Raw genomic sequence first — 20988 nt, 5'->3', positions numbered from 1 at the left:
TACAAGCCCCCACTGATAGCGCCGGCGGCAAGCGAGTCCACGATAGCGAAGCGTTAGCGACGCAGGAGCGTCGAGTCTTGCAATTTTTAATTAATAATTTTTAATTTTTAATTGGAGCGTTCGCGCAGCGTCTCGTAGAGAAGCGACTTGGGCAAGCACTCTCTACGCTCCCCCAGATTGCTGCGGAGGGTAACAGTCCATTTGACCTGATCTTTATTGATGCCGACAAGCCAAACAATTCCGATTACTTCAAATGGGCACTCAAGCTTTCCCGTCCCGGTAGCCTGATCGTTGCCGATAATGTCGTGCGTAACGGAGCAGTAATTGATGCCACCAGCAGCGATCCTAGCGTTCAGGGTGTGCGTCGCTTCAACGAATTGCTTGCCTCTGAGCCACGCGTCAACCTACGGCAATCCAGACCGTGGGCAGCAAAGGATACGACGGCTTTGCGATCGCAATAGTAAACTAGAAAATAGCCAGAAATTGTTATGTGGTCAGTCTTGGGAACGATTTTGAGGGAACAGGTAGGCGATCGCAGCGTAACCCGAAACACTTAGTAAACTAACCAAAAAAGCAGCCAAAAAAAAAGTAGACATATAGAATTCTACCCAAATGCCAAATTAACGTTATATTCCACACAATTCCAAAATCTCGACACCCATCAAAAAAACAAGATTTTGGTTAGATACTTTCAAATTAGCAATTGGGTATGACACAGCCGTGACTACCTTGTGTCAATGCCTTGTATGTCAAGGGTTTTGGCTCAACTTAAGCCAAAGGCAGAAAAAACCGAAACGTACTGCCAACTCCCAACTCGCTTTCTACCTGAATCTGACCGCCTTGTAGTTCAATCAAACGACGGGAAATAGTTAAACCAATACCAGTACCTCCCGAATGGCGATCGCGCGATTGGTCGGCTCGCCAGAAACGCTCAAACACATGAGGCAAATTTTCTGGAGCTATACCAATACCTGTATCTACAACCGCAATCCAGAGAAGAGAAGCTTCAGTCACAACACGAATGGTAATTGAACCTTCGTTAGTGTAACGCACCGCATTACCAAGCAAATTAACCAACACCTGTTCTGTGCGGTCAATATCCGCCAAGACAAGAGGTAGCACAGATGGACATTGTAAGAGCAGAACTGGCCCATCTTCCAACAATTGATCGGTGAATTTCTCCACTAACGACTCTAGCAAAGGACGCAGATTTACCCGTTGTATATTAATTGGCAAATAACCAGCTTCTGCCTTAGACAGTTCTTGCAAATCGTTTACCAGGCGCTCTAAGCGCCTAGTTTCTTTAGCTAAACGCCGATAAATTTCAGGAGACGCTTCAATTTCCCCATCAGCCAGTTCTTCTAAGTAACCACGCACAACCGTTAACGGTGTTCTTAGTTCATGGGTCATGTCTCCAATTACCTCTCGCCGCCGCGCTTCCACCCCCTCTAAACTGGCTGCCATTCGGTTGAAACTAGCACCTAGTCCATTCAGTTCTGGAATATCAGACATAGGTAGTCTTGCATCCATCTGACCGGCAGCAAATTTCTGGGTGATTTGTTCCATCTCCGTCAAGCGCTGCATAATTCGTCTGGACACCCAGTAACTCAATCCTCCGGCTGCCGTAGTACCGACTAAAACTGACCAAATAGTGCTTCGCCGCCAAGCAAGTTCAAACCCTGTAACCAATTCAGTCCGAACATCAATTAAGTCAAACCCCTGATTTTCTAATCGTTCCAAATGTAGTACAAATAAGCGGGGGGAAGAGATTTTGCTAATGCTCACCAGACTAGCTACCCCCACGATCATTACTACTAGGTGGGAGAAAAATAGGCGCGTTCTCAGCCCCATCTTCATAACATTTACGCTACCGGAGGATCTTCAAATTTATAGCCCACCCCAACAACAGTTTTAATAAAAGTAGGACTTGCCGAATCAGGCTCAATCTTTTTTCGCAACCTAGCTACATGAGTATCAACCACTCGCTCATCGCCGAAAAAGTTATCTCCCCAAAGTTTATCAATTAGTTGAGTGCGATTCCAAACTCTACCAGGATTGCTAACAAAAGTGGTTAGTAAGTTAAATTCCAGGGTAGTTAAGTCCAAAATTTCCGGTTGCTGAGAATTCATCTGACGGCTGGCAGTGCGCTGGTCTACATCGACGATAAAGTGTTGAGTACGATTGACTTGATTTTGTCCCCCTTGGCGGAGGCTACGCCGCAATAATGCCCGCACCCTAGCTACCAACTCTCTAGGGCTAAAGGGTTTAACCATGTAATCATCAGCGCCAGTAGATAGACCAATCACACGATCGATTTCCTCACCCTTAGCTGTGAGCATCAAAATGTAAGGATCTTTTGTACCCGGTTTCTGGCGAATTCTGGCGCAAACTTCCAACCCATCCAAACCAGGAATCATTAAATCTAGAATGATTAAATCAGGTGGTTGCTCCTGAAACATTCGTAAAGCATTTATCCCATCGCGGCTAATGCGACAAAAAAATCCTTCTTTTTCTAAAGATAATTGGATTAAATGAGCAATTTCTGGCTCATCTTCAACTATTAAAATATCCATTTCAATTAATCACAAGACTTAGAGCAGACAAGGGGTAAAATCCCCTTGTTACAAAATAGATAAACTTCCGCCAGAGTGGATTAAAGGTTTGAATTTGACGGTGTGCGATAACTATAGCCAAGATTAGAATCTTTTTGAATGTGTGCTTTAATACTATCGAGGTCAATGAAGCAGTCAGCAACATCAATCAAGCTTTCACTAGTAGTAGTTTGTAGACTCACCACTTCCACCCGAACTCCCATTCTGCTGACAGCGTTCACCGCATAAGCTAAGTCTCCATCGCCACTGACTAAGACCGCAGTATCATAATAAGGAGCTAAAGTTATCATATCTACAGCAATTTCTACGTTCAGATTTGATTTTTTGAAATTCTCTGCTGGTTGCATAATATCTTTAGCTACTACACGATAGCCATTACGACGCATCCACAATAAAAAACCCTGTTGCTTTTCATTGCTGATATCAACTCCAGTATAAAAGAAAGCCCGCAACAGTCTTGAACCATTGGTTAAATGACAAAGCAATTTAACGTAATCAATTTCGATGCCGAGTTGTAAAGCTGTATGAAATAGGTTTAAGCCATCAATAAAAATAGCAACTCGACCACGATTCAAGCTATTAACAATTGAACTATCAGATGTAGTATCTTGTATTTTAGGCTCTTTACTTTTGACCGTAGTATCGCTCAAATTTTGCCCTTGCCAATGTGGTTTAGTTTTGAGTACTTTAGGTTCCTTAAATTCATTTCTTTGTTTGCTAAAATTAGTTATAATCATTGATACCTCTGATTTTAAAGATGGAAAAAGTTTTGTGTAAATTGTCTATAGTATAGTCTGTGCTAATTTATAACCCTAGCAGGTAATGGTATTAAATCAGTACATACAGATAAAGTTAAATGGTGCTAAAGCAGATTCAAAGTAGACATCCAAAGGTTTTTCAGTGTTGTTAGGGTTGGTTTGATAATATATTGCTTCTGTCCACAGATATGTTAATCTTTACCCACCAAGACAGCAAGAGTTTGGAGAAAATAAATCTTACTACCAGGTTAGGCGCAAGAATCCGCAAACGTCATCTATCTATTTTTATTTTAACTCTGAGTTTTAATAACCTTACAGCAAGAAGTTGAAAGTTATCGCAATCTCAGGACGCTCAAATACTGGCAGACTAATAATGTAATATGCGATTGCACCTCAAAAGGTAGGTTTTTTAAGGTATTTGGATAATCTTTAAAAGACAATTTTTATCTAAATGAGGGGATGTTCAAGCTTAAATAGTCAGAAAAGGCTGATGGAAATACAAGATTCCCGACTTCTTTAAAGAAGTCGGGAATTTGAGTTTTAGTCCTTAGCCAACTTATTATTAGATGTGTAGTAAACCTGACTACCAGTATCAGGTACAAAATGACAGCTGATACATGAATTCCATAATGACTTCCAAATTGGTTCTTCCGATTTGTGGAAATACTCACCCATCACTGGTTTGATTGCCTCAGTTGCCTTCAACAAATTGTAGTGAGGGATGTTAAGGAATATATGATGAGCAACATGAGTACCGATATCGTGATGAATATGATTAACCAAACCATAATCACGGTCAATACTAGAAATTGCACCTTTCAGGAAAGTCCAATCTTCTCCACGATACCAAGGAAGTTCGGGCTCAGTGTGGTGCAAAAATGTCACTAAATCTAGCCAAACTATAAACACAAGGTAGGGGACAGCGTAATATTTCAGCAACCACATCCAACCCCATTGGGAGGTGAGGAAACCCAGTAAACCTATCATCCCAATCAAAAGGACAGTGCTAGTAATAACATCCCATTTTTCCGAGGGCTTGAAAAGTGAACTACCGGGCAAAAAGTGGGAGCCTTCTTTATTAGGAGAACGCTTAAACAAATACACAGGATAGGCCAATAGAAAAACATAATATCTGCCTATCTTTTGTGCTAAAGGCATCTCCTTATATTGTGATTCGCTTACTGGATACCAGCTTTCATCGTTATCGATATTACCAGTATTTTTGTGATGGGTTCTGTGGCTAATCCGCCAACCATGATAAGGAACAAGTATTGGTGTGTGAGAAAGATGTCCAATCAAATCATTGAGCCATTTATGCTTAGAAAAAGATTGGTGTCCGCAGTCATGACCGACTACAAACAAAGCCCAAAACATTGTTCCTTGCATTAGCCAGAAAATCGGAAAGAAAAGCCAAGAATCCAGGTAAGAAGCAACTGCATAAAGCAGACCGATAATCAAGATGTCACGAAAGAAGTAAAAAAGTGATTTTGTCACATTGGGCTGAAAGCATTCAGCAGGAATTGCAGCTTTTAAATCCCCAAGTGTGAAAGGTAATTTAGTCGTATCCTCAGACTTTTCAGAGCCAAGAGGACTGTTGAACGTGATGATGTTTGATGGCACTGGATTCTTTTGATTGGATATAAATTAGAACTTTGATTAGAATGCCCACGATACTAGCGATCGCTAACATACAAGAGGGATAATTTCTGGCAATTTATCTTTTTATTCAGTAAACAATTGCCAGATTTTATTAAAACACAGCATGATAAACGCTCTCGTTGGTTCAAGAGCGTGAGTGTAATCACAGGGCTATTTATTGCTCTGTATAATGTTCGTTGAAAGTCTTATAACCAACGTCAGTTGTGTACAGTTGACACTCGTCTGTAATTTGCTTCATTAAAGGCCAAGAAAACTGACACTCATCATGGAGATAAGTCCCCCAATTTTCTTTGATGCTGCTGTAAGCTAGCCGCAAATTATAAGAAGGAATAGCAGTGGAAATATGATGAGGGACATGAACATTGATATCGTGACACAGGATTTCTACCCAACGCGGATAATCGCAATGAATAGTGCCAGATAACTGTGCTAAAGCTTCGTTCCACTTGTTCGCTGTCGCAAAAGGAACATCTGCGGCAGTATGGTGAACAATAGTAAAAGTACTCATCCAAAAATGGTAAACCATCCAGGGTACTAGCCAGAACTTGACAAATCCCCAGATACCAGTTGTGGCGACCAGAAGCGGGAAAGCGATCGCAGCAAACACAACTACTACAGCCACAGAAAGCTTGATGCTGGATTGGTCTTTAGTTTTGAAGTTTCGCCAATCAAAATGCACAACAGCCCAATGTCCAATGGAACCTACCCACCAGAGGCGTTTACGCATAAACAGCTTAAAAGCAGACTGCTTGGTTGTATCCCAATTTTCAAACACTTCTGGTCTGATTGGATGCCAAGCGTTGTCCTCATCCAACTTGTTGGTATGGGCATGGTGATAATTATGCTTAATGCGCCAACTGTGAAAAGGGTAAATTAACGGCATCATGAAGAAATGCCCCACCAAATCATTTACCCAACGACGTTTGGCAAAAGACCTGTGACCACAGTCATGACCAATTACAAAAAAACCTGTTAAAGCAGTGCCCGTAAAAATCCAGGCTAGGGGCAAAAGAAACCAAGGAGTGATAATCAGGCTGTAATAACCCAAGGCAACTGCCAAGACACTGAGTATGACTTGTGTCCAAGCTTTGCGACGGTTCTGCTGAAAACATTCGCGTGGCAGGGTTTTGATAATATCTTTGAGCCGGAAGTCGGAATTGCCTGGCTCGTCACTTAATTTTTGGCTGTTAATTATTGATGTAGTCATGAACACCTGAAAAACAACAAGATCCTACACCAAGTCACAAAAAAGTAACTTGCCGCAAAAATTCTTCACATTAGCGCTTCGGATTATAGCAACCTAACAGACACAAGCGCACCCGTAAATAGACTTTTGAAAAGTTAGTAGTTAGGAGTGATGAGTTAGGAGTTTAGATTCTCAACTTACGCCGAATGTGAATTAGAAATGCTTCTTGTGGCATAAGGATTTCTGTGTCTACCCAAAATCGGGGTTTGAGAAATCGACGGCAAAATAAAAATTCTCAAGCCTGATTCACATTGAACGTAATTCCTAACTCCTGTAGAGACGCGATTAATCGCGTCTCTACTCCTAACTACTTTTTGCTGGGGCCAACTTTACATTAGTAGCCAGACCAACCGCCTGTAGCAATTGAACAGTCATCCAGGTTAAATCGATTTCCCACCATTCCAGCCCATGACGAGCTGAGTATTGAAAGGCATGATGGTTATTATGCCAGCCTTCACCGAAAACTAGTACGGCTACCCACCAGCAATTAGTCGATTTATCACCAGAATCATAGCTCTGATAGCCAAACTTATGAGTAGCGCTGTTCACCAACCAAGTGCAGTGATAAACCCAGACAATGCGAACAAAAATTCCCCAGATAACGAAAGGCCAGCCACCTAGGAGCAAAAGTAATACACCTAGAGCAACCTGAATCAAAATGAAATATTTTTCTAAAAACTGATAAACTGGGTCTTCTGCAATATCTTTGGTGAAGCGAGGAACATCAGCGTGAGCTGGACAATAATGAGTCAGCCAACCCATGTGGCTCCACCAGAAGCCTTTATTAGAATCATGGGGATCGGTGTCAGTATCAGAGTTTAAATGATGAATTCGATGTGTCCCGATCCACTCAATTGGGCCTCCTTGACAGGAGAGTGTCCCGAAAAAAACCAGGAGATACTCTAGCCACTTGGGAGTTTGAAAACTGCGGTGGGTCACAAGGCGGTGAAATCCTAGAGTAACGCCTAAACCGCCAGTCACCCAGTACAGCAAGAAACCCACACCAACTGCTGTCCAGCTAAAGTTACCAGGAACAAAAGCAAATAAAGCGCCGATGTGCAGTCCAATGAAAAACAGGGTATTAACCCAGTTAATTTTAGGTTTGGTTGAGGTAGCAATTGTCATGCGATAACCTGAATTTGAATTTTCCCGCCTAGTATGTGCGATCTTAAAATCCGCATATCTATAATTTAATTTTTTTTGAACGAGGAACTGATGAACAGCTTAGAACAGCTGCGGCAAGCAGAACAGGCACTATTAGAAATTTTTTCTGGAATTGACACTCAGGTCAAGCATAATCTAAAACGAGTGCTGGATGCTTTTCGTAATCACCGTGTGGGCGCACACCACTTTGCTGGTGTAAGTGGTTATGGTCACGATGATTTAGGACGAGAAACTTTAGATAAAGTTTTTGCCGAAGTTATGGGTGCTGAAGCTGCGGCCGTGCGGGTGCAGTTCGTTTCGGGAACTCATGCGATCGCCTGTGCTTTGTTTGGTGTTCTCCGTCCTGGAGATGAAATGTTAGCAGTGGTCGGTTCTCCCTACGATACACTTGAAGAAGTCATTGGTTTACGAGGTAAAGGTCAAGGCTCCCTTATCGAGTTTGGCATAAATTACCGCCAATTGGAGCTAACCCCCGAAGGAACTATTGATTGGCAAGCTTTAAGTACTAATATTAGCGAAAACACTCGTTTAGTGTTAATTCAGCGTTCTTGTGGCTATTCTTGGCGACCTAGTTTATCAATTGCCGATATTGAAAAAATTGTCCACTTAGTCAAACAACAGAATCCAAATACTGTTTGCTTTGTGGATAACTGCTACGGCGAATTTATTGAAACAAAGGAACCTACAGATGTAGGTGCTGATTTAATGGCGGGATCGCTGATTAAAAATCCTGGTGGAACCATTGTCAGTGCTGGTGGTTATGTTGCTGGTCGTGCCGATTTAGTGGAAGCATCCGCCTGTCGCCTCACTGCTCCTGGTATCGGTAGTTATGGTGGTGCTACTTTTGACCAAAATCGTTTGTTATTCCAAGGCTTATTTCTAGCGCCGCAAATGGTCGGAGAGGCGATGAAAGGCACTTATCTGACTGGTTATGTATTTGACAAACTTGGTTATCCAGTCAATCCCGCTCCCCTAGCTCCTCGTGGTGATGTGATTCAGGCGATTAAACTTGGTTCTGCCGAAAAGCTAATTGCTTTCTGTAAAGCTATACAACAGCATTCTCCCATCGGTTCTTACTTAGATCCTATTCCAGATGAAATGCCGGGGTATGAGAGCAAGGTCGTGATGGCTGGGGGGACATTTATTGAAGGGAGTACTTTGGAGTTATCAGCAGATGGGCCTTTGCGTGAACCTTATGTGGTTTATTGCCAGGGGGGAACTCATTGGACTCATGTAGCGATCGCACTAGAAGCTGCGATTAATGCAATAGGAAATGCTGGTGATTGATTACAGCATATATTCCGCAGGGCATCAGGTTTATTGAGAAATTAGTCAAAGGCGATCGCATTTGTTACTTTGGCAAACGCATTTGTTACTTTAGCGATCGCATTTGTTGATTTTGCGAACGCATTTGCTGATTTGGCGAACGCATTTGTTGATTTGGCGATCGCATTTGTTACTTTAGCGATCGCATTTGTTGATTTGGTGATCGCATTTGTTACTTTTGCGAACGCATTTGTTGATTTGGCGATCGCATTTGTTGATTTGGCATTCGCATTTGTTACTTCGGCGAACCCATTTGTTGATTTGGCGACACAAGAGCTAGAAAAAACAGAATTAGGTGACAGCAGAAGAACCAAACGGTTGATTAAAACAGTAGGGGCGCACATCTGTGCGCCCCTACGAAATACCTACATTAAAGACAATTGAAAACGGCTATATAGCGTTTCTGGGCTGAGTACAAGAGAAGGGGAGTAAGATTCAAACATTTGAGAACCGCTATAATGTTTGCGGTTTAATTTTCATCCCGTCCGTGGACTTGAGCCGGTGGACTGGTTGCCTCGACAGCAGTAAATGCTTCTAGGATTTTGTAAGTATGGCTGGCTCCTTTGGGTACAACCCAAGAACTTCCAGGCTCTAGTAAAATTGTTTGCCCTTCAATATGCAATTCTGCACGGCCAGTGATTACATAACCAACAGTTTCATATTCCCGTGCTGTTGGCTCTTTTGGTTCGTTCGGTTTCTCATTCTCCCACAGGCGCATAGAAATGCTTTTGCCAGATGCAAGATATTTCTGACCAAGCTGACCTTTAGGTGAATGACTAGAGTCTACTTTGATAACGGTTGTATCAGACATATTTTTTGCCTCTTTATACTTTTAACTTTGAGCATTGGGCATTGGGAAGAGGACTTGGGGACAAGGAGAAAGACTTGTTTCAAGTTCTCGCCTCTTGTCCCCTTGTCCCCCTGCTCCCCATTCCCCATTCCCCATTCCCCATTCCCTACTAAGGTTTGAGTACAACTTTGATGCAGTTATCTTTCTTGTCTTTAAAAATTTCGTAGCCGTGGGGCGCTTGTTCTAGAGGTAATCGGTGGGTAATGACAAAGGTTGGATCGATTTCACCATTTTGAACGTGTTCTAGCAAGGGTCGTAAATACTTATGGACATGGGTTTGTCCCATTTTTAAAGTTAGACCCTTATTCATGGCAGCACCCAACGGCACTTTATCTACAAAGCCACCATAAACCCCTGGAATTGATACATGACCACCCTTACGACAAGACACAATTACTTGCCGTAATGCCGTTGGACGGTCTGTTTCTAGACGTACTGCTTGCTTTACTTGGTCGTATAACGCCATGAAATCTGTACCGTGTGCTTCCATTCCCACTGCATCAATGCAAGCATCAGGGCCACGACCCCCAGTCATTTCATTGAGTGCTTCGCCAACATCCACTTCTTCGTAGTTGAGAACTTCAGCTTTACCGTATTCTCTAGCCATTTGTAGGCGTTCGGGAACGCGGTCAATGGCAATCACACGTTCTGCACCAAGAAGATATGCGCTTTGAATAGCAAATTGTCCGACTGGGCCACAACCCCAAACAGCGACAATATCACCGGGTTGAATGTTGCAGTTTTCAGCAGCCATATACCCAGTAGGGAATATATCTGTTAAAAATAGCACTTGCTCATCCGTCAAACCATCAGGAATTTTAAACAAACCCACGTCTGCAAATGGCACTCGTGCATACTCTGCTTGACCACCTGCATAACCGCCGAATAAATGAGAGTAGCCAAATAGACCTGATGGTGAATGCCCCATTTGCTTTTCTACCATCCAAGCGTTGGGGTTAGAGTTGTCGCATAGTGACGATAAATCCCGATTGCAAAAAAAGCAGTTACCGCAGGAGATAGTGAAAGGAACAACCACGCGATCGCCTATGTTCACATTTTTAACTGCACTTCCAAGTTCTACAACTTCCCCCATGAATTCATGACCAAGGATATCGCCCTTTTCCATTGTGGGGATGTAGCCGTTGTAAAGATGCAAATCAGAACCACAAATTGCCGTAGATGTAATTTTAATAATGGCATCGCGTGGGTTAAGAATTTTGGGGTCGGGAACTGTTTCCACCCGCACATCGTTTACTCCATACCAGCAAACTGCCTTCATAATTATTCAGTCCTTACTGATGATTTCTGTCTCGTTAATTTCAAGATAAAAATACTCGAATTAACCTATTGGGAGACGCGATAACCATCGCGCCTCGGTAATAGATCAAAGCTTATTCGACAATATATGAGTCAAACAATTAGACTCAAAATTTGTTACCAATCTAGCTTCTATCTCTTAGTTGTTTGCTAGCAGGATTTTGGTAATAACCTTCTTTATCTCCGGCTTGGTTTTTTGCAGTATCAAAAAACTCTTTTGTGGCTCTAGGAGTTTCTTCATCCAAGTTTAACTTTTCCCGGATATTATCAGCAGCGCTTTTTAACGGATTTTGAGCGTTTCTAATTTGGGTATCGTTTCTTGATTGGGTATCATTTCTAATTTCCCCTTCATCGGGTGTTCCTTTGTAATAAATACCCTCTGGAGTTTTAACAGTATCAGCTTGTGCTACATCAACGTAGCTAAAAGCCTGACCCAATAAAAACATAAATCCTACTAGAAAAACTACAAAAATTTGGGAAATACGAATATTTCGTAGCGCTGAAATTACTCGACTCATAAAAAACCTCAATTGCATTATGTTAGGTGGATAATTCAAAATACTGAATAACTATTCAGCATTCAACTTTAAGAACAACTTTGATGTAGTTATCCTTTTTTTGTTGAAAGATATGATGGACGTAGGGTGTTTATTCTAAGATCACGACCACCAGTCATCTCTTTCAACGCTTTGCCATTATTAACTTTTTAGTTGGCAAACTTTTTGGCCATCATTTTCAGGCGTTAGGGAAAGCGATCGCTTTTTCACCTCCCATTATGTAGGCACTAATCACGTCTCTAGCCCCACATCATTACCACCGTTTCAGCAGACTTTTCATAGTCCTTAATCATTAGTGATTCGCTTAGGCAAAATCAATGACAAATGACAACTAACTACTTGCGTCCAGAAGGTTGACCTTCGGTGGTGGCGATTTCACCTGTCTCCATTAGCATCTTGAAGCGGCGCAATTCATCACCAATTTGTTGTTCTGGTTCTTCACCAAAAAGTTTAGCTACGGTAGCTCCCAATGCTCCACCGGGTGGATTATATTCCAAAACAACCTTAACTTCTGTGCCGCGATCGCCTGGTGCTTTTTTGAAGCGAACAAAACCAGAATTATCAACGTCTGCACCTTCTACAGAAGCCCAAGAAATAAATTCATTTTCCCGGTCTTCGAGAATATCTGCATCCCATTCTACGGTATTATCCAAGGGTGCATTGGCTATCCAATGAGAACGTTTTTCGTTATGCACCTTGACAGATTTGAGATGCTTCATAAATGTGGGTAGATTCTCAAAGTCGTGCCAAAAGCGATACAATTCTTCTGCCGATTTGTTAATTGTTACCGTCTTTTCAACTTTGATAGGTTGGTTTATCCCTATTGCTTCCTGTGCTTTCTGGATTGTGCTTTGCTTGGTTGCACCTTGATAAATCAAACCGCCACCTGCTAAAGCCGTCAGCGCTCCTCGCAATGAACCTTGCCTTAAACCCATCAGCACCATCGCACCACCACCGATAAGAGATGCCCAACGCTCCACTTCACTAGCTTCAGCCTGGCTGGTACTTAATTTATCACCTGATGTTGAAGTCACTTTTTTATATCTCCATCACAGTAATTATCCATAGAGGCGCAAATATCCTCTTGTTCCTATCTCTGTGTTATTTGCGCCTCTGCGATAGCCGTCTAAGTTCTAAAAAACTTACATTGACACTGCCGCGCCTGTAGTCGGCTTAGGAGCCTGAATCTGACTACCTATCCGCGCCCGATACAGTTCTACTAATCGCTGTTCGTATTTCAATAAATCGTGATAAATTTCTTTGAAAATAGCAGTTGCTACTGGGTCAGTGAACATTGCAGACAAATTACCAATATCGCCGATACCAGTTTGCACATCACCTAAAGCAGAACGTAACTGATATATGTCATCACTTCCTGTAAAGGCAGTTTTTACCTTGGCATACTGATTAGCAATATTTGCTCCTAAAGAGGGTTTTTCGCCCAAGTGATGAATATAGGTTTCTAACTTTTGAATATGGCGCTGTTTATTTGCAATTATTTCTTGAAAGACTGAGTTGACTTCCCTATCTGATTCTTTTTCCAAGTATTTCTCAAATGCTTCTAGCGAATAACGCTCACCAGCAAGGGCATTATTTAAACCTCTGGTGATATCACCTTTAGTTGAGCCACCCCAAGCATCAGCTAGCTTCCACCATTCAGCACTTGTGTCTTTCTCATTTGGTAATGCAGCATCTTTGCCACCATAACCCAAACGGCTCAAAATAGCTGTGGTAAAAATCGGCAAGTCTCCAGGTTCACGAGATGTAATCAAATTCCCGTCAACTACCACCGGCTCATCTAGATATTTTGCGCCAGCGTTAATCATATCCTTGGCAATAGCGATAAAACCAGTGGCTTGTTTACCTTTGAGCAAGTCGCCTTCAATTAAAACTTGTGGGCCATGACAAACCGCAGCGACTAGTTTTCCTTGTTGTATGGCTTCTTGGACAAAGCGTACTGTGTTGGTGTTGCGCCGCATTCTGTCGGGAGCCATCCCACCAGGAATTATCACCGCGTCGTATTGGGCTGCGATCGCTTCTGTTGTAGTACCATCAGCTTGAATGCTAAGTTTGCCGCGTTTACCCTTATATTTTTCATTCATTCTGGAACCAAGGACTACTACCTCTATTCCAGCTTGTTTTAGTCCATTATAAGGAACTGTAAATTCTGCATCCTCTACTGCCTGTTCAATAAGGATGGCAACTTTTTTCTTCCCGGAATGATTGTTATGGTCAGTCATAGATGTTAGTACCTGTTTATTTCTAGCATTTAACTTTCATCAATTAGGAAAGTTAAAAATCCTGAATTTTGAACTTGATTTTTTTTATTGCCTATTATGCAGTTACTTCATCTGTTGATGAAATACCAAATAGTTCTTCATAATCGTGAGAGAAATAGGCGTGAAGTGCAGCAAATTTTTCTGGGCTAATAGCATTTTGCAATACAGCAAATACAGCCCGAACATGAATTGCAGCAGTTGTTGGTTCGATGTTTTCTTTTTGGCTTGCACGAGCGATAAATTCCTGCAAGTTAAAGGATTGAACACTATCTCCTTCTCTGCCTCGCAAATAATTGCCTAGTTGTGGAGGCAAATTTTTAGCTATTTCTTCCGCGTCATCACCTGCTATCCGTTCTTTGAGAGTTTCTAGTGTGGCACGGGTAGCACGTTCTGCTTCTTCACGAGAATCTGATTGGGCAAGGCTTTGTACATGTGTAATGAATTCGTTGTATTCCACTGTCTACCTCCGCTTCCCAAAATTCTTGAATGTTTTGTTATTTAGCATTCAGGTAGTTAAAAGCATTAGTCTAAAATTAAAATGGAGCAACTTCTTATTCTTCCTATTAATAAAAAAATAGTTATGAGTGAAAACTGGGCTACTGAATTATTTCGGTTTGACAAATTCTCACTCATAGCTAAAAACTTCAACTACAAGTTGCTTGACCATGATTTCATAATTCCAATGGTATGGTGCGATCGCTAGTTTAGCTTCGTACTAAGGGGATAGATTCTTTTATTTCTAAAGCTATACATCTCTAGTAAGATAACTTCGTGACAGGAAAACGTTATTGTGAGAATGCAGAAAAAAGGCTAGTATCATGGCAGAAAAAAATCATAATGACGAAATTCAAACCAATGATTTGCCACAGGAAATTACCGAATCCTATGGTACTGGTGTGAAAGAGTTGCCAGGATACAATATTGGTGGTAGCTCAATTAGAAAAGAAAGACGTGAGTATACAGAAACTAGTCCTGAACTCACTGGTGGAGATGTTGATGCTTATTGGCAAGATGCAGATGCAGTTGGGGATGAAGCTGTTGGTGGTAGCACTGCAACTCCTGATAAAAATGTAACTGAGGAGCTAGAAGCGGCAGTAGGGCTAGAAATGGCTGATTCTGAGTTTCTGCATACCAATGATATTTTAGAGGATCGTGATGGCGATCGCTGGGAGTTAGATCCAAAGTCTTCTGAAGATTATCAAGAGCGGGGAGAATAAGCTTAATAAAAGCAGAAGCTGTATTCCTACTGTGAATTCACAAATTTGATGCAGCTAAATTGGGCAGTGCTTTTCTAAGCACTGTCACACAAAACTAATCATCTATCTATCGAAATATATCTCGATAAATCTCTCAATTTGGCAGCATTGAAATTGCTAGGTTTTTACTTTGCCTTTCCTAAGCATTATTTTAGCTTTTGATATAGCAATCCGCTTTGATTTATGTTTGTGCAACGTGGCGTAGACATAATTATTTGCTTATGAGGCAATAGGCAAGAAGTTTATTTGAGTTGGATTGAATGTTTTCAGAAATCAAATATGAGTTTTATCGAAGAAGAATTCAGAATTCAGGAGCCAGAATCCAGAATCGATTCTGTGCGACTGGATGAAGAATCGAGGTTTAAAACCCCCGATTTTAAGACGCTCGTTTGTGGAGCGTGCCGTAGGCAAGACTCGCTTTCCGCGTCGCTATCGTGGAGAAGAAAAAATTCTTTCCTTGCTGAAACCCCTGACTTGACTGCTGGGGTATTCTTAATTCTGTTAGCGTAGCGGGGCGAAGCCCATTCTGTCTTCTGACTCCTTCTTATATTGCATTTTCATCTAAGTTTAATTCTTCTTTCTAAAGTGAGACTATACTTTACCCGATTTATGTTTTGTTTATAATTATTCTTCTTTCTGATTTTAATACCTATGTCTTCAGTAGGGTAAAACGTTAAATGTATATTTGATACCTTTACTAATAGCACTGATAAATTGCAATTGGAGTTCATAATGACATACACACAAACTAGCGATCCAACTATTCGGGAACATGTTCAAGCTTGGCAAAAGTTGGATGTGGATCAACAACTGGCTTTGTTTTGGTTCATTTACAAAGAAATGGGTGGTTCAATTACGCCAGCTGCTCCTGGTGCTAGCACTGTTTCTCCAGAAATCGCGGAAGGTTTGTTTAATCAAGTTAAGGAATTATCTCACGAACAACAATTACAAGTTCAGCGTGACTTGATTAATAAAGTCGATACCCAAATTTCTCGTGAATATGGTTCTTTGGGTGATACTACCAAGCTACTATTTTGGTATCGGTTATCTCAAGGTATGGATAATGGTACTATCATTCCTGTACCTTCTGACTATGAACTACCTTCAGAATCTAAAGCGTTGTTTGGTAAAATTCAAGGATTAGGCTTTGAGCAACAGATCACTCTTTTCCGTGATTATGTATCGCCAATGGGTGCTGAAGCAAAAGCAGGTGCTGAAATTTAGTAGTTTTTAACTTTTTAGGCTGCTTGAGGTTATCTATTTAGTCTCTAAATGAGGATAAGATGCTTGTTATAGCAAGTTTATTTACTTGCAAAGTCCTGTATAAGCATCTATCTATACCTCTTTTTTGAAAGTTTTTTATATCCGCCAGTCGCTTAATATAAATTTAAATTGTGATGACTGGCGGGTTCATTTTTTTCTTGATAAATAAACACAGAGTAAAAATAAAACTCTTACCCTGTGAGCATTTATTTCATGAGGTCAGTTGCACCCTACAGTCCTAACGCCCTTTGTTTTGTACTCAATATATTAAAAGTAATTATATTTGAATTAATCTGCCTTTTGGTTGGTTTAAATATGCTTTTTTTATATTAGGATCTATCTTTTTATAGTTTTTTATCTAAAATTAAAAGCTTAAGATTAATACAGATATTAAGGTAGATAATTCAATTTTTTACACCGGAAATTTAAAGAGTTTTTTCATATCTTATACCAAATTACATCTATGATAAACACAAAAATGTAACTAATCTACCATTAGCTGTTATGGCTCATAAAGATATTAATTGACGAAAGCCATACATCTCAGCTTTTAAAGGTTTAAATAAAGGCGATTGCTAAACAGTCTTCAAAGCTATTTAATACTTAAGCTATGATACAACACCGACTAATAGAAGAGATATATTGCTAACAAAATTTCGACAATTTTAAGTAATAAGAATAGCGAAGCATACGTAAATTTGTAGCTATTTGCCTGACGAAAATTGTTAGCGACAGAAGAGACTTACCAAAATTAAATAATCTTCCCTAGTTCTGTTGATTAGTAAAGCCATAGTCTAATTGGTTCCAAGCAAAATTATAATTTTCACTTAAAAATTTTGAGTTAATTAAGTAGTTAATTACTTTGAGGTGCTTATGACTTCTACAAACGTCAACTTTTTAGAACAAAGTGTATCAAAATTTCAGCGTTTGGATGCAGACGATCGCTTGACTGTCTTAGCCTTACTTTATACTGAAATTTGTGATGAAATTCCATCGCTCTGTCTCAATAATGTACCAAATGAAAACACTGCAAATTTAGTTGCACAAATTCAAAAGCTGCCACAGGCGGAACAGTTGTTTGCTTTGCGTCAGTTGCTAAACAAAGATGAAGTAGGAGAAACAGCAATTTCTACTGAAGAGTACGCTTCAATGAATGCTGATGATAAATTGGGTTTTTGGTATCAATTAGCCCAAAACTTGGGAACTTCAATCATCGGTGTCCCAGATGACTACATACCTTCTGAAAAAGCTACAGAAGTAGTAGATTTACTTCACACACCAAACATTGAGGATTTAGTGACTTTCTTCAAGCGGGTACTATAGTTTGACGGGTCAAAGACAGGTTTTGTGTAGTAAAATCTGTCCCTTTCCGATTCGGAGAGGGACAGATTTGAACTTTAGTTTAAGACAGGGAGAGATTCGTCGAACCCATCACTGTTTGATAGCGACCTAGCGCGATTAAAGGAAAGTATTGTTGATACAGATGATATTTGAGATAGAAATGGCAAGGGAATCCAGTTCCTGTAAAGTCTGCCTCAAACCAAGTACCATCAGATTTTTGAGTTGCAACTAAATAGCCAATTCCTTGCTCAATAGCCTTAAGAGCTAATTTACCAGTTGCTTCACCTGCTGCTAAGAGACCAATTAAAGCCCAAGCGGTTTGAGATGCAGTACTATTTCCTTTTCCTTTGAGACTGGGGTCATCATAGCTGCGGCAAGTTTCACCCCAACCACCATCGGGGTTTTGACATCCGACTAACCAAGCTGCTCCCCGTTCTATACTGAGTTTATGCCTTTGAGGAGCAATTAACGCCAAGGCTGACAAAACGCCACTGGTTCCGTAAATATAATTTACACCCCAACGACCAAACCAACAGCCTTCGGTTTCTTGTTCGCGTAGAAGATAAGTAAGCGATCGCTCCAAATTATCACTATCAATTGACAAATCACAAGCACCAAGCATTTCTACGACTCTAGCCGTAACATCTGCGGTGTTTGGATCGATCATGGCTTTCAAGTCGCCATAAGGGATGGAGTTGAGCCAATCTTGATCGTTGTCCAAATCAAAGGCAGCCCACCCGCCTGGTTTACATTGCATAGATGCAATCCAGTTTACCGCCCGTGCGATCGCAGCCTGCTTGATTTTTTCGTTGGGAAGTTTCGCCAAATGTAAAGCCATCACCACCACCGCCGAGTCGTCTACATCGGGATAAAACCGATTGTCAAACTCAAAAGCCCAAGCCCCTGGTTTTCCTTGGCGATTTTTGACAGCCCAATCTCCATAATCTAAAATTTGTTTTTGCAACAACCATTCTCCAGCCTTTACCACGGCGGGATGATCTGCTGCAAAACCAGATTCTACTAAAGCACGTATCGCCCAAGCTGTATCCCAAACCGGTGAAACACAGGGCTGGACTCGATAGCTATTGTCTGTTTCAATGGCAAAGTTATCAATTGCTTGCAAACCCCGTTCTACAATCGGGTCGCTGCGGTCATAATCCAGACAGCGCAAAGCTAGCATTGAATTCAGCATCGCCGGAATAATGCCGCCCCAGTCGCCTGTAGCTTCTTGCCGTTCTAAAATCCATTTTTCAGCCGCTTTGATGCCTTCTTCACGGAAGGGGACTAAATTTAGGCTTTCTGCCCACTTGAATCCTTGGTCGAGGGTGAGGAATAAATCTGTCCAATCACCACTTTGGGGTAGTTCCCACCGGACTTGATCAACACCTTCAGCGTATAGCTCATCTAGGTTGATAGTTGGGTCAGTGATAAAAACAGGTTTGCGATCGCACACAATCAGCAACGGTACAGTACTAGAACGTGCCCAGCTAGACATTTCGTAAATATTAACTGGAAAAGCTTTAGGCAACAACATGATCCAAGGCGGTAGCGAGGGAATACCGCGCCAGTTGTAGCAGCCAACCAAGGCTAAGTGCAACTTGGTAAAAATCCGAGTTTTGCTGATACCACCCCGTTGGAGAATAAAAGCTTGCGCCCGAATCATCGCCGGATCGCTTGCTGGTACACCTAGCAGTCTCAGCGCCATGTAAGCTTCAACTGAAGTGCTAAGTTCTCCACCATCACCGTAATAAAGTTCCCAGCCGCCATGCTGTCGTTGCTCTTGACGCAGATATGCTTCAACTTTGTGTAAAGGTCTGGTTTCGTCTGTTCCCCAAATCTTATGCAAAAGGACGGTTTCAGCAGTGATGGTGACATTAGATTCTAACTCTGCCCACCAGTAGCCTGCTGGATTTTGAATCGAAAGTAAATATTTTTGGCTGGCTGCGATCGCTTCTGCAACTTGATTGACTTTTACCCTGTCTTGTGTTTGCATCAAATCCTATCTAACCTCACACTCAACACTAGCTATAAATACGGTAATACTATGAAAAAATTTTTTCTTTATTGGTAGACATAGTATTGTGTCTGAGTCACTGAGAATTTGCAATAGGTCATGGGTGTAATTGTATTAGGATTGACGCTGTTATCATTGACAATTTGGTTAGGATTACTGTGTTTTTGGGGACAATTTTGGCGGACAGACCAGCAATTAGAGGTTACAGAAACTCAGCTAGAATCTTTACCTGTTGTTTGTGCTGTGGTTCCAGCGCGTAACGAAGCTGAGTTAATACCAACCAGCTTGCGATCGCTCTTACTTCAAGATTATCCTGGTTCTTTCAACGTATTTTTGGTAGATGATCGCAGCACAGACCGGACAGCAAATTTTGCCGAAGGGGTTGCACACGCTGTAGGTAAACCCCAGCAATTGCATATTATCTCTGGCGAATCACTGCCTGCTGGTTGGTCAGGTAAACTTTGGGCTGTTGAGCAAGGTATAAAGAGCGCTAGTAAATTCACACCTGACTATTTTTTACTGACCGACGCAGATATCGAACACGCTCCTAGTAATCTTCGCCGACTCGTTGCGAAGGCTGTTCAAGAAGATTTAGACTTGGTTTCGGTAATGGTGCGACTTAGATGTGAAAGCTTTTGGGAAAAACTTTTGATTCCGGCTTTCGTCTTTTTCTTCCAAAAACTCTATCCCTTTCGCTGGGTGAATAATCCCAACAATCCCACAGCCGCCGCAGCTGGAGGTTCTATCCTGATTGCCCGTGAAGCTTTAGAGCGAATTGGAGGCATTCAAGTGATTCGCCAAGCTTTAATTGATGATTGTGCCCTGGCTCAAGCTGTTAAGAAGAGTGGGGGACAAGGGGACAGGGAGAATAACCCAATGCTTAGTCAAAGGCGTATCTGGTTAGGATTGAGTCGCTTGACTCGTAGTTTGCGCCCTTATGACTCGCTGGCGACAATTTGGGATATGGTTGCTCGTACTGCCTATACTCAACTTAATTATTCGCCATTACTACTCTTGGGCACGTTAGTGGGAATGCCTTTGATTTATCTAGTTCCACCTGTGTGTCTAATTCTAGGTGCAGTTTGGGGCAATTGGGCGATCGCACTTACGGGTTTATTAGGATGGCTATTGATGACTTTCGCTTACTACCCGACAATCCGCTTTTATAAATGTTCTCCGTGGTTAGCTTTTAGCTTACCTGCGATCGCTTTTCTCTATACGCTGATGACTCTAGACTCAGCACTCCGGCACTGGCAAGGGCGCGGCGGCGCTTGGAAAGGAAGAGTTTATCCCAGTTCGGATAATTTATAGTTAGAATAAAGTTAAATTTCGATATCGATATCGAT

The 20988-nt window shown here is 41.5% G+C and carries 22 protein-coding genes; 9 read left to right on the top strand and 13 right to left on the bottom strand.

The features are described from left to right. The first annotated feature begins 110 nt into the window (after positions 1–110). Positions 111–461 carry an O-methyltransferase gene (locus ACFFRD_RS12440; RefSeq protein ID WP_392483056.1) on the top strand — a complete coding sequence of 117 codons (351 nt, stop codon included), beginning with the start codon at positions 111–113 and terminating at the stop codon, positions 459–461. Positions 462–768: 307 nt separating this feature from the next. Here ACFFRD_RS12440 and ACFFRD_RS12435 read toward each other — a convergent pair whose 3' ends face one another. The 6 genes from ACFFRD_RS12435 to ACFFRD_RS12410 form a co-directional block, all read right to left on the bottom strand. Next, the gene (locus tag ACFFRD_RS12435; protein WP_392481786.1) at positions 769–1857 is read right to left on the bottom strand and encodes a sensor histidine kinase; all 1089 of its coding nucleotides are present in this window, start codon (positions 1855–1857) and stop codon (positions 769–771) included. A 5-nt stretch (positions 1858–1862) separates the two neighbouring features. After that, positions 1863–2573 carry a response regulator gene (locus tag ACFFRD_RS12430; RefSeq protein ID WP_114084328.1) on the bottom strand — a complete coding sequence of 237 codons (711 nt, stop codon included), beginning with the start codon at positions 2571–2573 and terminating at the stop codon, positions 1863–1865. Positions 2574–2653: 80 nt separating this feature from the next. After that, positions 2654–3349 carry an NYN domain-containing protein gene (locus ACFFRD_RS12425; protein WP_392481785.1) on the bottom strand — a complete coding sequence of 232 codons (696 nt, stop codon included), beginning with the start codon at positions 3347–3349 and terminating at the stop codon, positions 2654–2656. Positions 3350–3910: 561 nt separating this feature from the next. Then, positions 3911–4990, bottom strand: a complete 1080-nt coding sequence (locus ACFFRD_RS12420) for a fatty acid desaturase (RefSeq protein ID WP_179072861.1) — start codon at positions 4988–4990, stop codon at positions 3911–3913. A 193-nt stretch (positions 4991–5183) separates the two neighbouring features. Then, positions 5184–6236: a fatty acid desaturase gene (locus ACFFRD_RS12415; protein ID WP_392481784.1), complete on the bottom strand. Its 1053-nt coding sequence runs from the start codon at positions 6234–6236 to the stop codon at positions 5184–5186. 342 nt (positions 6237–6578) lie between these two features. Then, a complete protein-coding gene (locus tag ACFFRD_RS12410; RefSeq protein WP_114084324.1) occupies positions 6579–7400 on the bottom strand; it encodes an acyl-CoA desaturase in 822 nt (273 codons plus the stop codon). Positions 7401–7490: 90 nt separating this feature from the next. On the opposite strand from ACFFRD_RS12410, the gene ACFFRD_RS12405 reads away from it, so the two are divergent. After that, positions 7491–8726, top strand: coding sequence for an aminotransferase class I/II-fold pyridoxal phosphate-dependent enzyme (locus tag ACFFRD_RS12405; protein ID WP_392481783.1), 1236 nt, complete (start codon positions 7491–7493; stop codon positions 8724–8726). A gap of 69 nt (positions 8727–8795) precedes the next feature. Then, entirely contained in the window at positions 8796–9149 is a 354-nt protein-coding gene (locus tag ACFFRD_RS12400) for a hypothetical protein (RefSeq protein ID WP_392481782.1), read from the top strand. An 85-nt stretch (positions 9150–9234) separates the two neighbouring features. Here the strand turns inward: ACFFRD_RS12400 and ACFFRD_RS12395 are convergent, their stop codons facing one another. From ACFFRD_RS12395 to ACFFRD_RS12370, 6 genes are all read right to left on the bottom strand, one after another. Continuing rightward, on the bottom strand, positions 9235–9576 hold the full coding sequence (locus tag ACFFRD_RS12395) for a cupin domain-containing protein (RefSeq protein ID WP_392481781.1): 342 nt from the start codon (positions 9574–9576) through the stop codon (positions 9235–9237). A 148-nt stretch (positions 9577–9724) separates the two neighbouring features. Further along, on the bottom strand, positions 9725–10894 hold the full coding sequence (locus ACFFRD_RS12390) for a zinc-dependent alcohol dehydrogenase (RefSeq protein WP_392481780.1): 1170 nt from the start codon (positions 10892–10894) through the stop codon (positions 9725–9727). A gap of 163 nt (positions 10895–11057) precedes the next feature. Continuing rightward, complete coding sequence (locus tag ACFFRD_RS12385; RefSeq protein WP_392481779.1) at positions 11058–11450, bottom strand: hypothetical protein; 393 nt, start codon at positions 11448–11450, stop codon at positions 11058–11060. 374 nt (positions 11451–11824) lie between these two features. Then, complete coding sequence (locus ACFFRD_RS12380; protein ID WP_392481777.1) at positions 11825–12523, bottom strand: SRPBCC family protein; 699 nt, start codon at positions 12521–12523, stop codon at positions 11825–11827. 108 nt (positions 12524–12631) lie between these two features. Next, positions 12632–13729, bottom strand: a complete 1098-nt coding sequence (locus ACFFRD_RS12375; RefSeq protein WP_392481776.1) for a DJ-1/PfpI/YhbO family deglycase/protease — start codon at positions 13727–13729, stop codon at positions 12632–12634. A gap of 94 nt (positions 13730–13823) precedes the next feature. Further along, positions 13824–14225, bottom strand: coding sequence for a DUF2267 domain-containing protein (locus ACFFRD_RS12370; protein ID WP_392481775.1), 402 nt, complete (start codon positions 14223–14225; stop codon positions 13824–13826). Between the two features lie 123 nt (positions 14226–14348). Between ACFFRD_RS12370 and ACFFRD_RS12365 the strand changes: the two genes are divergently transcribed. From ACFFRD_RS12365 to ACFFRD_RS12345, 5 genes are all read left to right on the top strand, one after another. Then, positions 14349–14471 carry a hypothetical protein gene (locus tag ACFFRD_RS12365; protein ID WP_275941761.1) on the top strand — a complete coding sequence of 41 codons (123 nt, stop codon included), beginning with the start codon at positions 14349–14351 and terminating at the stop codon, positions 14469–14471. Positions 14472–14586: 115 nt separating this feature from the next. Continuing rightward, positions 14587–14985 carry a DUF6335 family protein gene (locus tag ACFFRD_RS12360; protein ID WP_392481774.1) on the top strand — a complete coding sequence of 133 codons (399 nt, stop codon included), beginning with the start codon at positions 14587–14589 and terminating at the stop codon, positions 14983–14985. Between the two features lie 318 nt (positions 14986–15303). Next, positions 15304–15534 carry a hypothetical protein gene (locus ACFFRD_RS12355; RefSeq protein ID WP_392481773.1) on the top strand — a complete coding sequence of 77 codons (231 nt, stop codon included), beginning with the start codon at positions 15304–15306 and terminating at the stop codon, positions 15532–15534. A 222-nt stretch (positions 15535–15756) separates the two neighbouring features. Next, positions 15757–16248 (top strand): orange carotenoid protein N-terminal domain-containing protein, encoded by a 492-nt coding sequence (locus ACFFRD_RS12350; RefSeq protein WP_185581994.1) that lies wholly within the window; start codon positions 15757–15759, stop codon positions 16246–16248. Between the two features lie 912 nt (positions 16249–17160). After that, complete coding sequence (locus ACFFRD_RS12345; protein ID WP_392481771.1) at positions 17161–17610, top strand: orange carotenoid protein N-terminal domain-containing protein; 450 nt, start codon at positions 17161–17163, stop codon at positions 17608–17610. Positions 17611–17689: 79 nt separating this feature from the next. On the opposite strand, the gene shc is transcribed toward ACFFRD_RS12345, so the two are convergent. Next, positions 17690–19621: a squalene--hopene cyclase gene (gene shc, locus ACFFRD_RS12340; protein ID WP_392481768.1), complete on the bottom strand. Its 1932-nt coding sequence runs from the start codon at positions 19619–19621 to the stop codon at positions 17690–17692. Between the two features lie 120 nt (positions 19622–19741). On the opposite strand from shc, the gene ACFFRD_RS12335 reads away from it, so the two are divergent. Continuing rightward, positions 19742–20953 (top strand): glycosyltransferase, encoded by a 1212-nt coding sequence (locus tag ACFFRD_RS12335; protein WP_392481766.1) that lies wholly within the window; start codon positions 19742–19744, stop codon positions 20951–20953. Positions 20954–20988: the final 35 nt, after the last annotated feature.

It is taken from the genome of Nostoc sp. C110 (genome assembly GCF_043099725.1).
In the GTDB taxonomy this organism is placed as follows: Bacteria; Cyanobacteriota; Cyanobacteriia; order Cyanobacteriales; family Nostocaceae; genus Nostoc; species Nostoc muscorum_A.
This window is presented reverse-complemented; position numbering and strand designations above follow the sequence as displayed.

What these genes read in the sequence shown, in the direction of transcription:
- ACFFRD_RS12335 (WP_392481766.1), top strand. Translation starts at nt 19,742, where the DNA reads ATGGGTGTAATTGTATTAGGATTGACGCTGTTATCATTGACAATTTGG.
- ACFFRD_RS12405 (WP_392481783.1), top strand. Translation starts at nt 7,491, where the DNA reads ATGAACAGCTTAGAACAGCTGCGGCAAGCAGAACAGGCACTATTAGAA.
- ACFFRD_RS12385 (WP_392481779.1), bottom strand. Translation starts at nt 11,450, where the DNA reads ATGAGTCGAGTAATTTCAGCGCTACGAAATATTCGTATTTCCCAAATT.
- shc (WP_392481768.1), bottom strand. Translation starts at nt 19,621, where the DNA reads ATGCAAACACAAGACAGGGTAAAAGTCAATCAAGTTGCAGAAGCGATC.
- ACFFRD_RS12430 (WP_114084328.1), bottom strand. Translation starts at nt 2,573, where the DNA reads ATGGATATTTTAATAGTTGAAGATGAGCCAGAAATTGCTCATTTAATC.
- ACFFRD_RS12435 (WP_392481786.1), bottom strand. Translation starts at nt 1,857, where the DNA reads ATGAAGATGGGGCTGAGAACGCGCCTATTTTTCTCCCACCTAGTAGTA.
- ACFFRD_RS12375 (WP_392481776.1), bottom strand. Translation starts at nt 13,729, where the DNA reads ATGACTGACCATAACAATCATTCCGGGAAGAAAAAAGTTGCCATCCTT.
- ACFFRD_RS12410 (WP_114084324.1), bottom strand. Translation starts at nt 7,400, where the DNA reads ATGACAATTGCTACCTCAACCAAACCTAAAATTAACTGGGTTAATACC.
- ACFFRD_RS12390 (WP_392481780.1), bottom strand. Translation starts at nt 10,894, where the DNA reads ATGAAGGCAGTTTGCTGGTATGGAGTAAACGATGTGCGGGTGGAAACA.
- ACFFRD_RS12395 (WP_392481781.1), bottom strand. Translation starts at nt 9,576, where the DNA reads ATGTCTGATACAACCGTTATCAAAGTAGACTCTAGTCATTCACCTAAA.
- ACFFRD_RS12425 (WP_392481785.1), bottom strand. Translation starts at nt 3,349, where the DNA reads ATGATTATAACTAATTTTAGCAAACAAAGAAATGAATTTAAGGAACCT.
- ACFFRD_RS12365 (WP_275941761.1), top strand. Translation starts at nt 14,349, where the DNA reads ATGAGTGAAAACTGGGCTACTGAATTATTTCGGTTTGACAAATTCTCA.
- ACFFRD_RS12345 (WP_392481771.1), top strand. Translation starts at nt 17,161, where the DNA reads ATGACTTCTACAAACGTCAACTTTTTAGAACAAAGTGTATCAAAATTT.
- ACFFRD_RS12350 (WP_185581994.1), top strand. Translation starts at nt 15,757, where the DNA reads ATGACATACACACAAACTAGCGATCCAACTATTCGGGAACATGTTCAA.
- ACFFRD_RS12355 (WP_392481773.1), top strand. Translation starts at nt 15,304, where the DNA reads ATGAGTTTTATCGAAGAAGAATTCAGAATTCAGGAGCCAGAATCCAGA.
- ACFFRD_RS12415 (WP_392481784.1), bottom strand. Translation starts at nt 6,236, where the DNA reads ATGACTACATCAATAATTAACAGCCAAAAATTAAGTGACGAGCCAGGC.
- ACFFRD_RS12360 (WP_392481774.1), top strand. Translation starts at nt 14,587, where the DNA reads ATGGCAGAAAAAAATCATAATGACGAAATTCAAACCAATGATTTGCCA.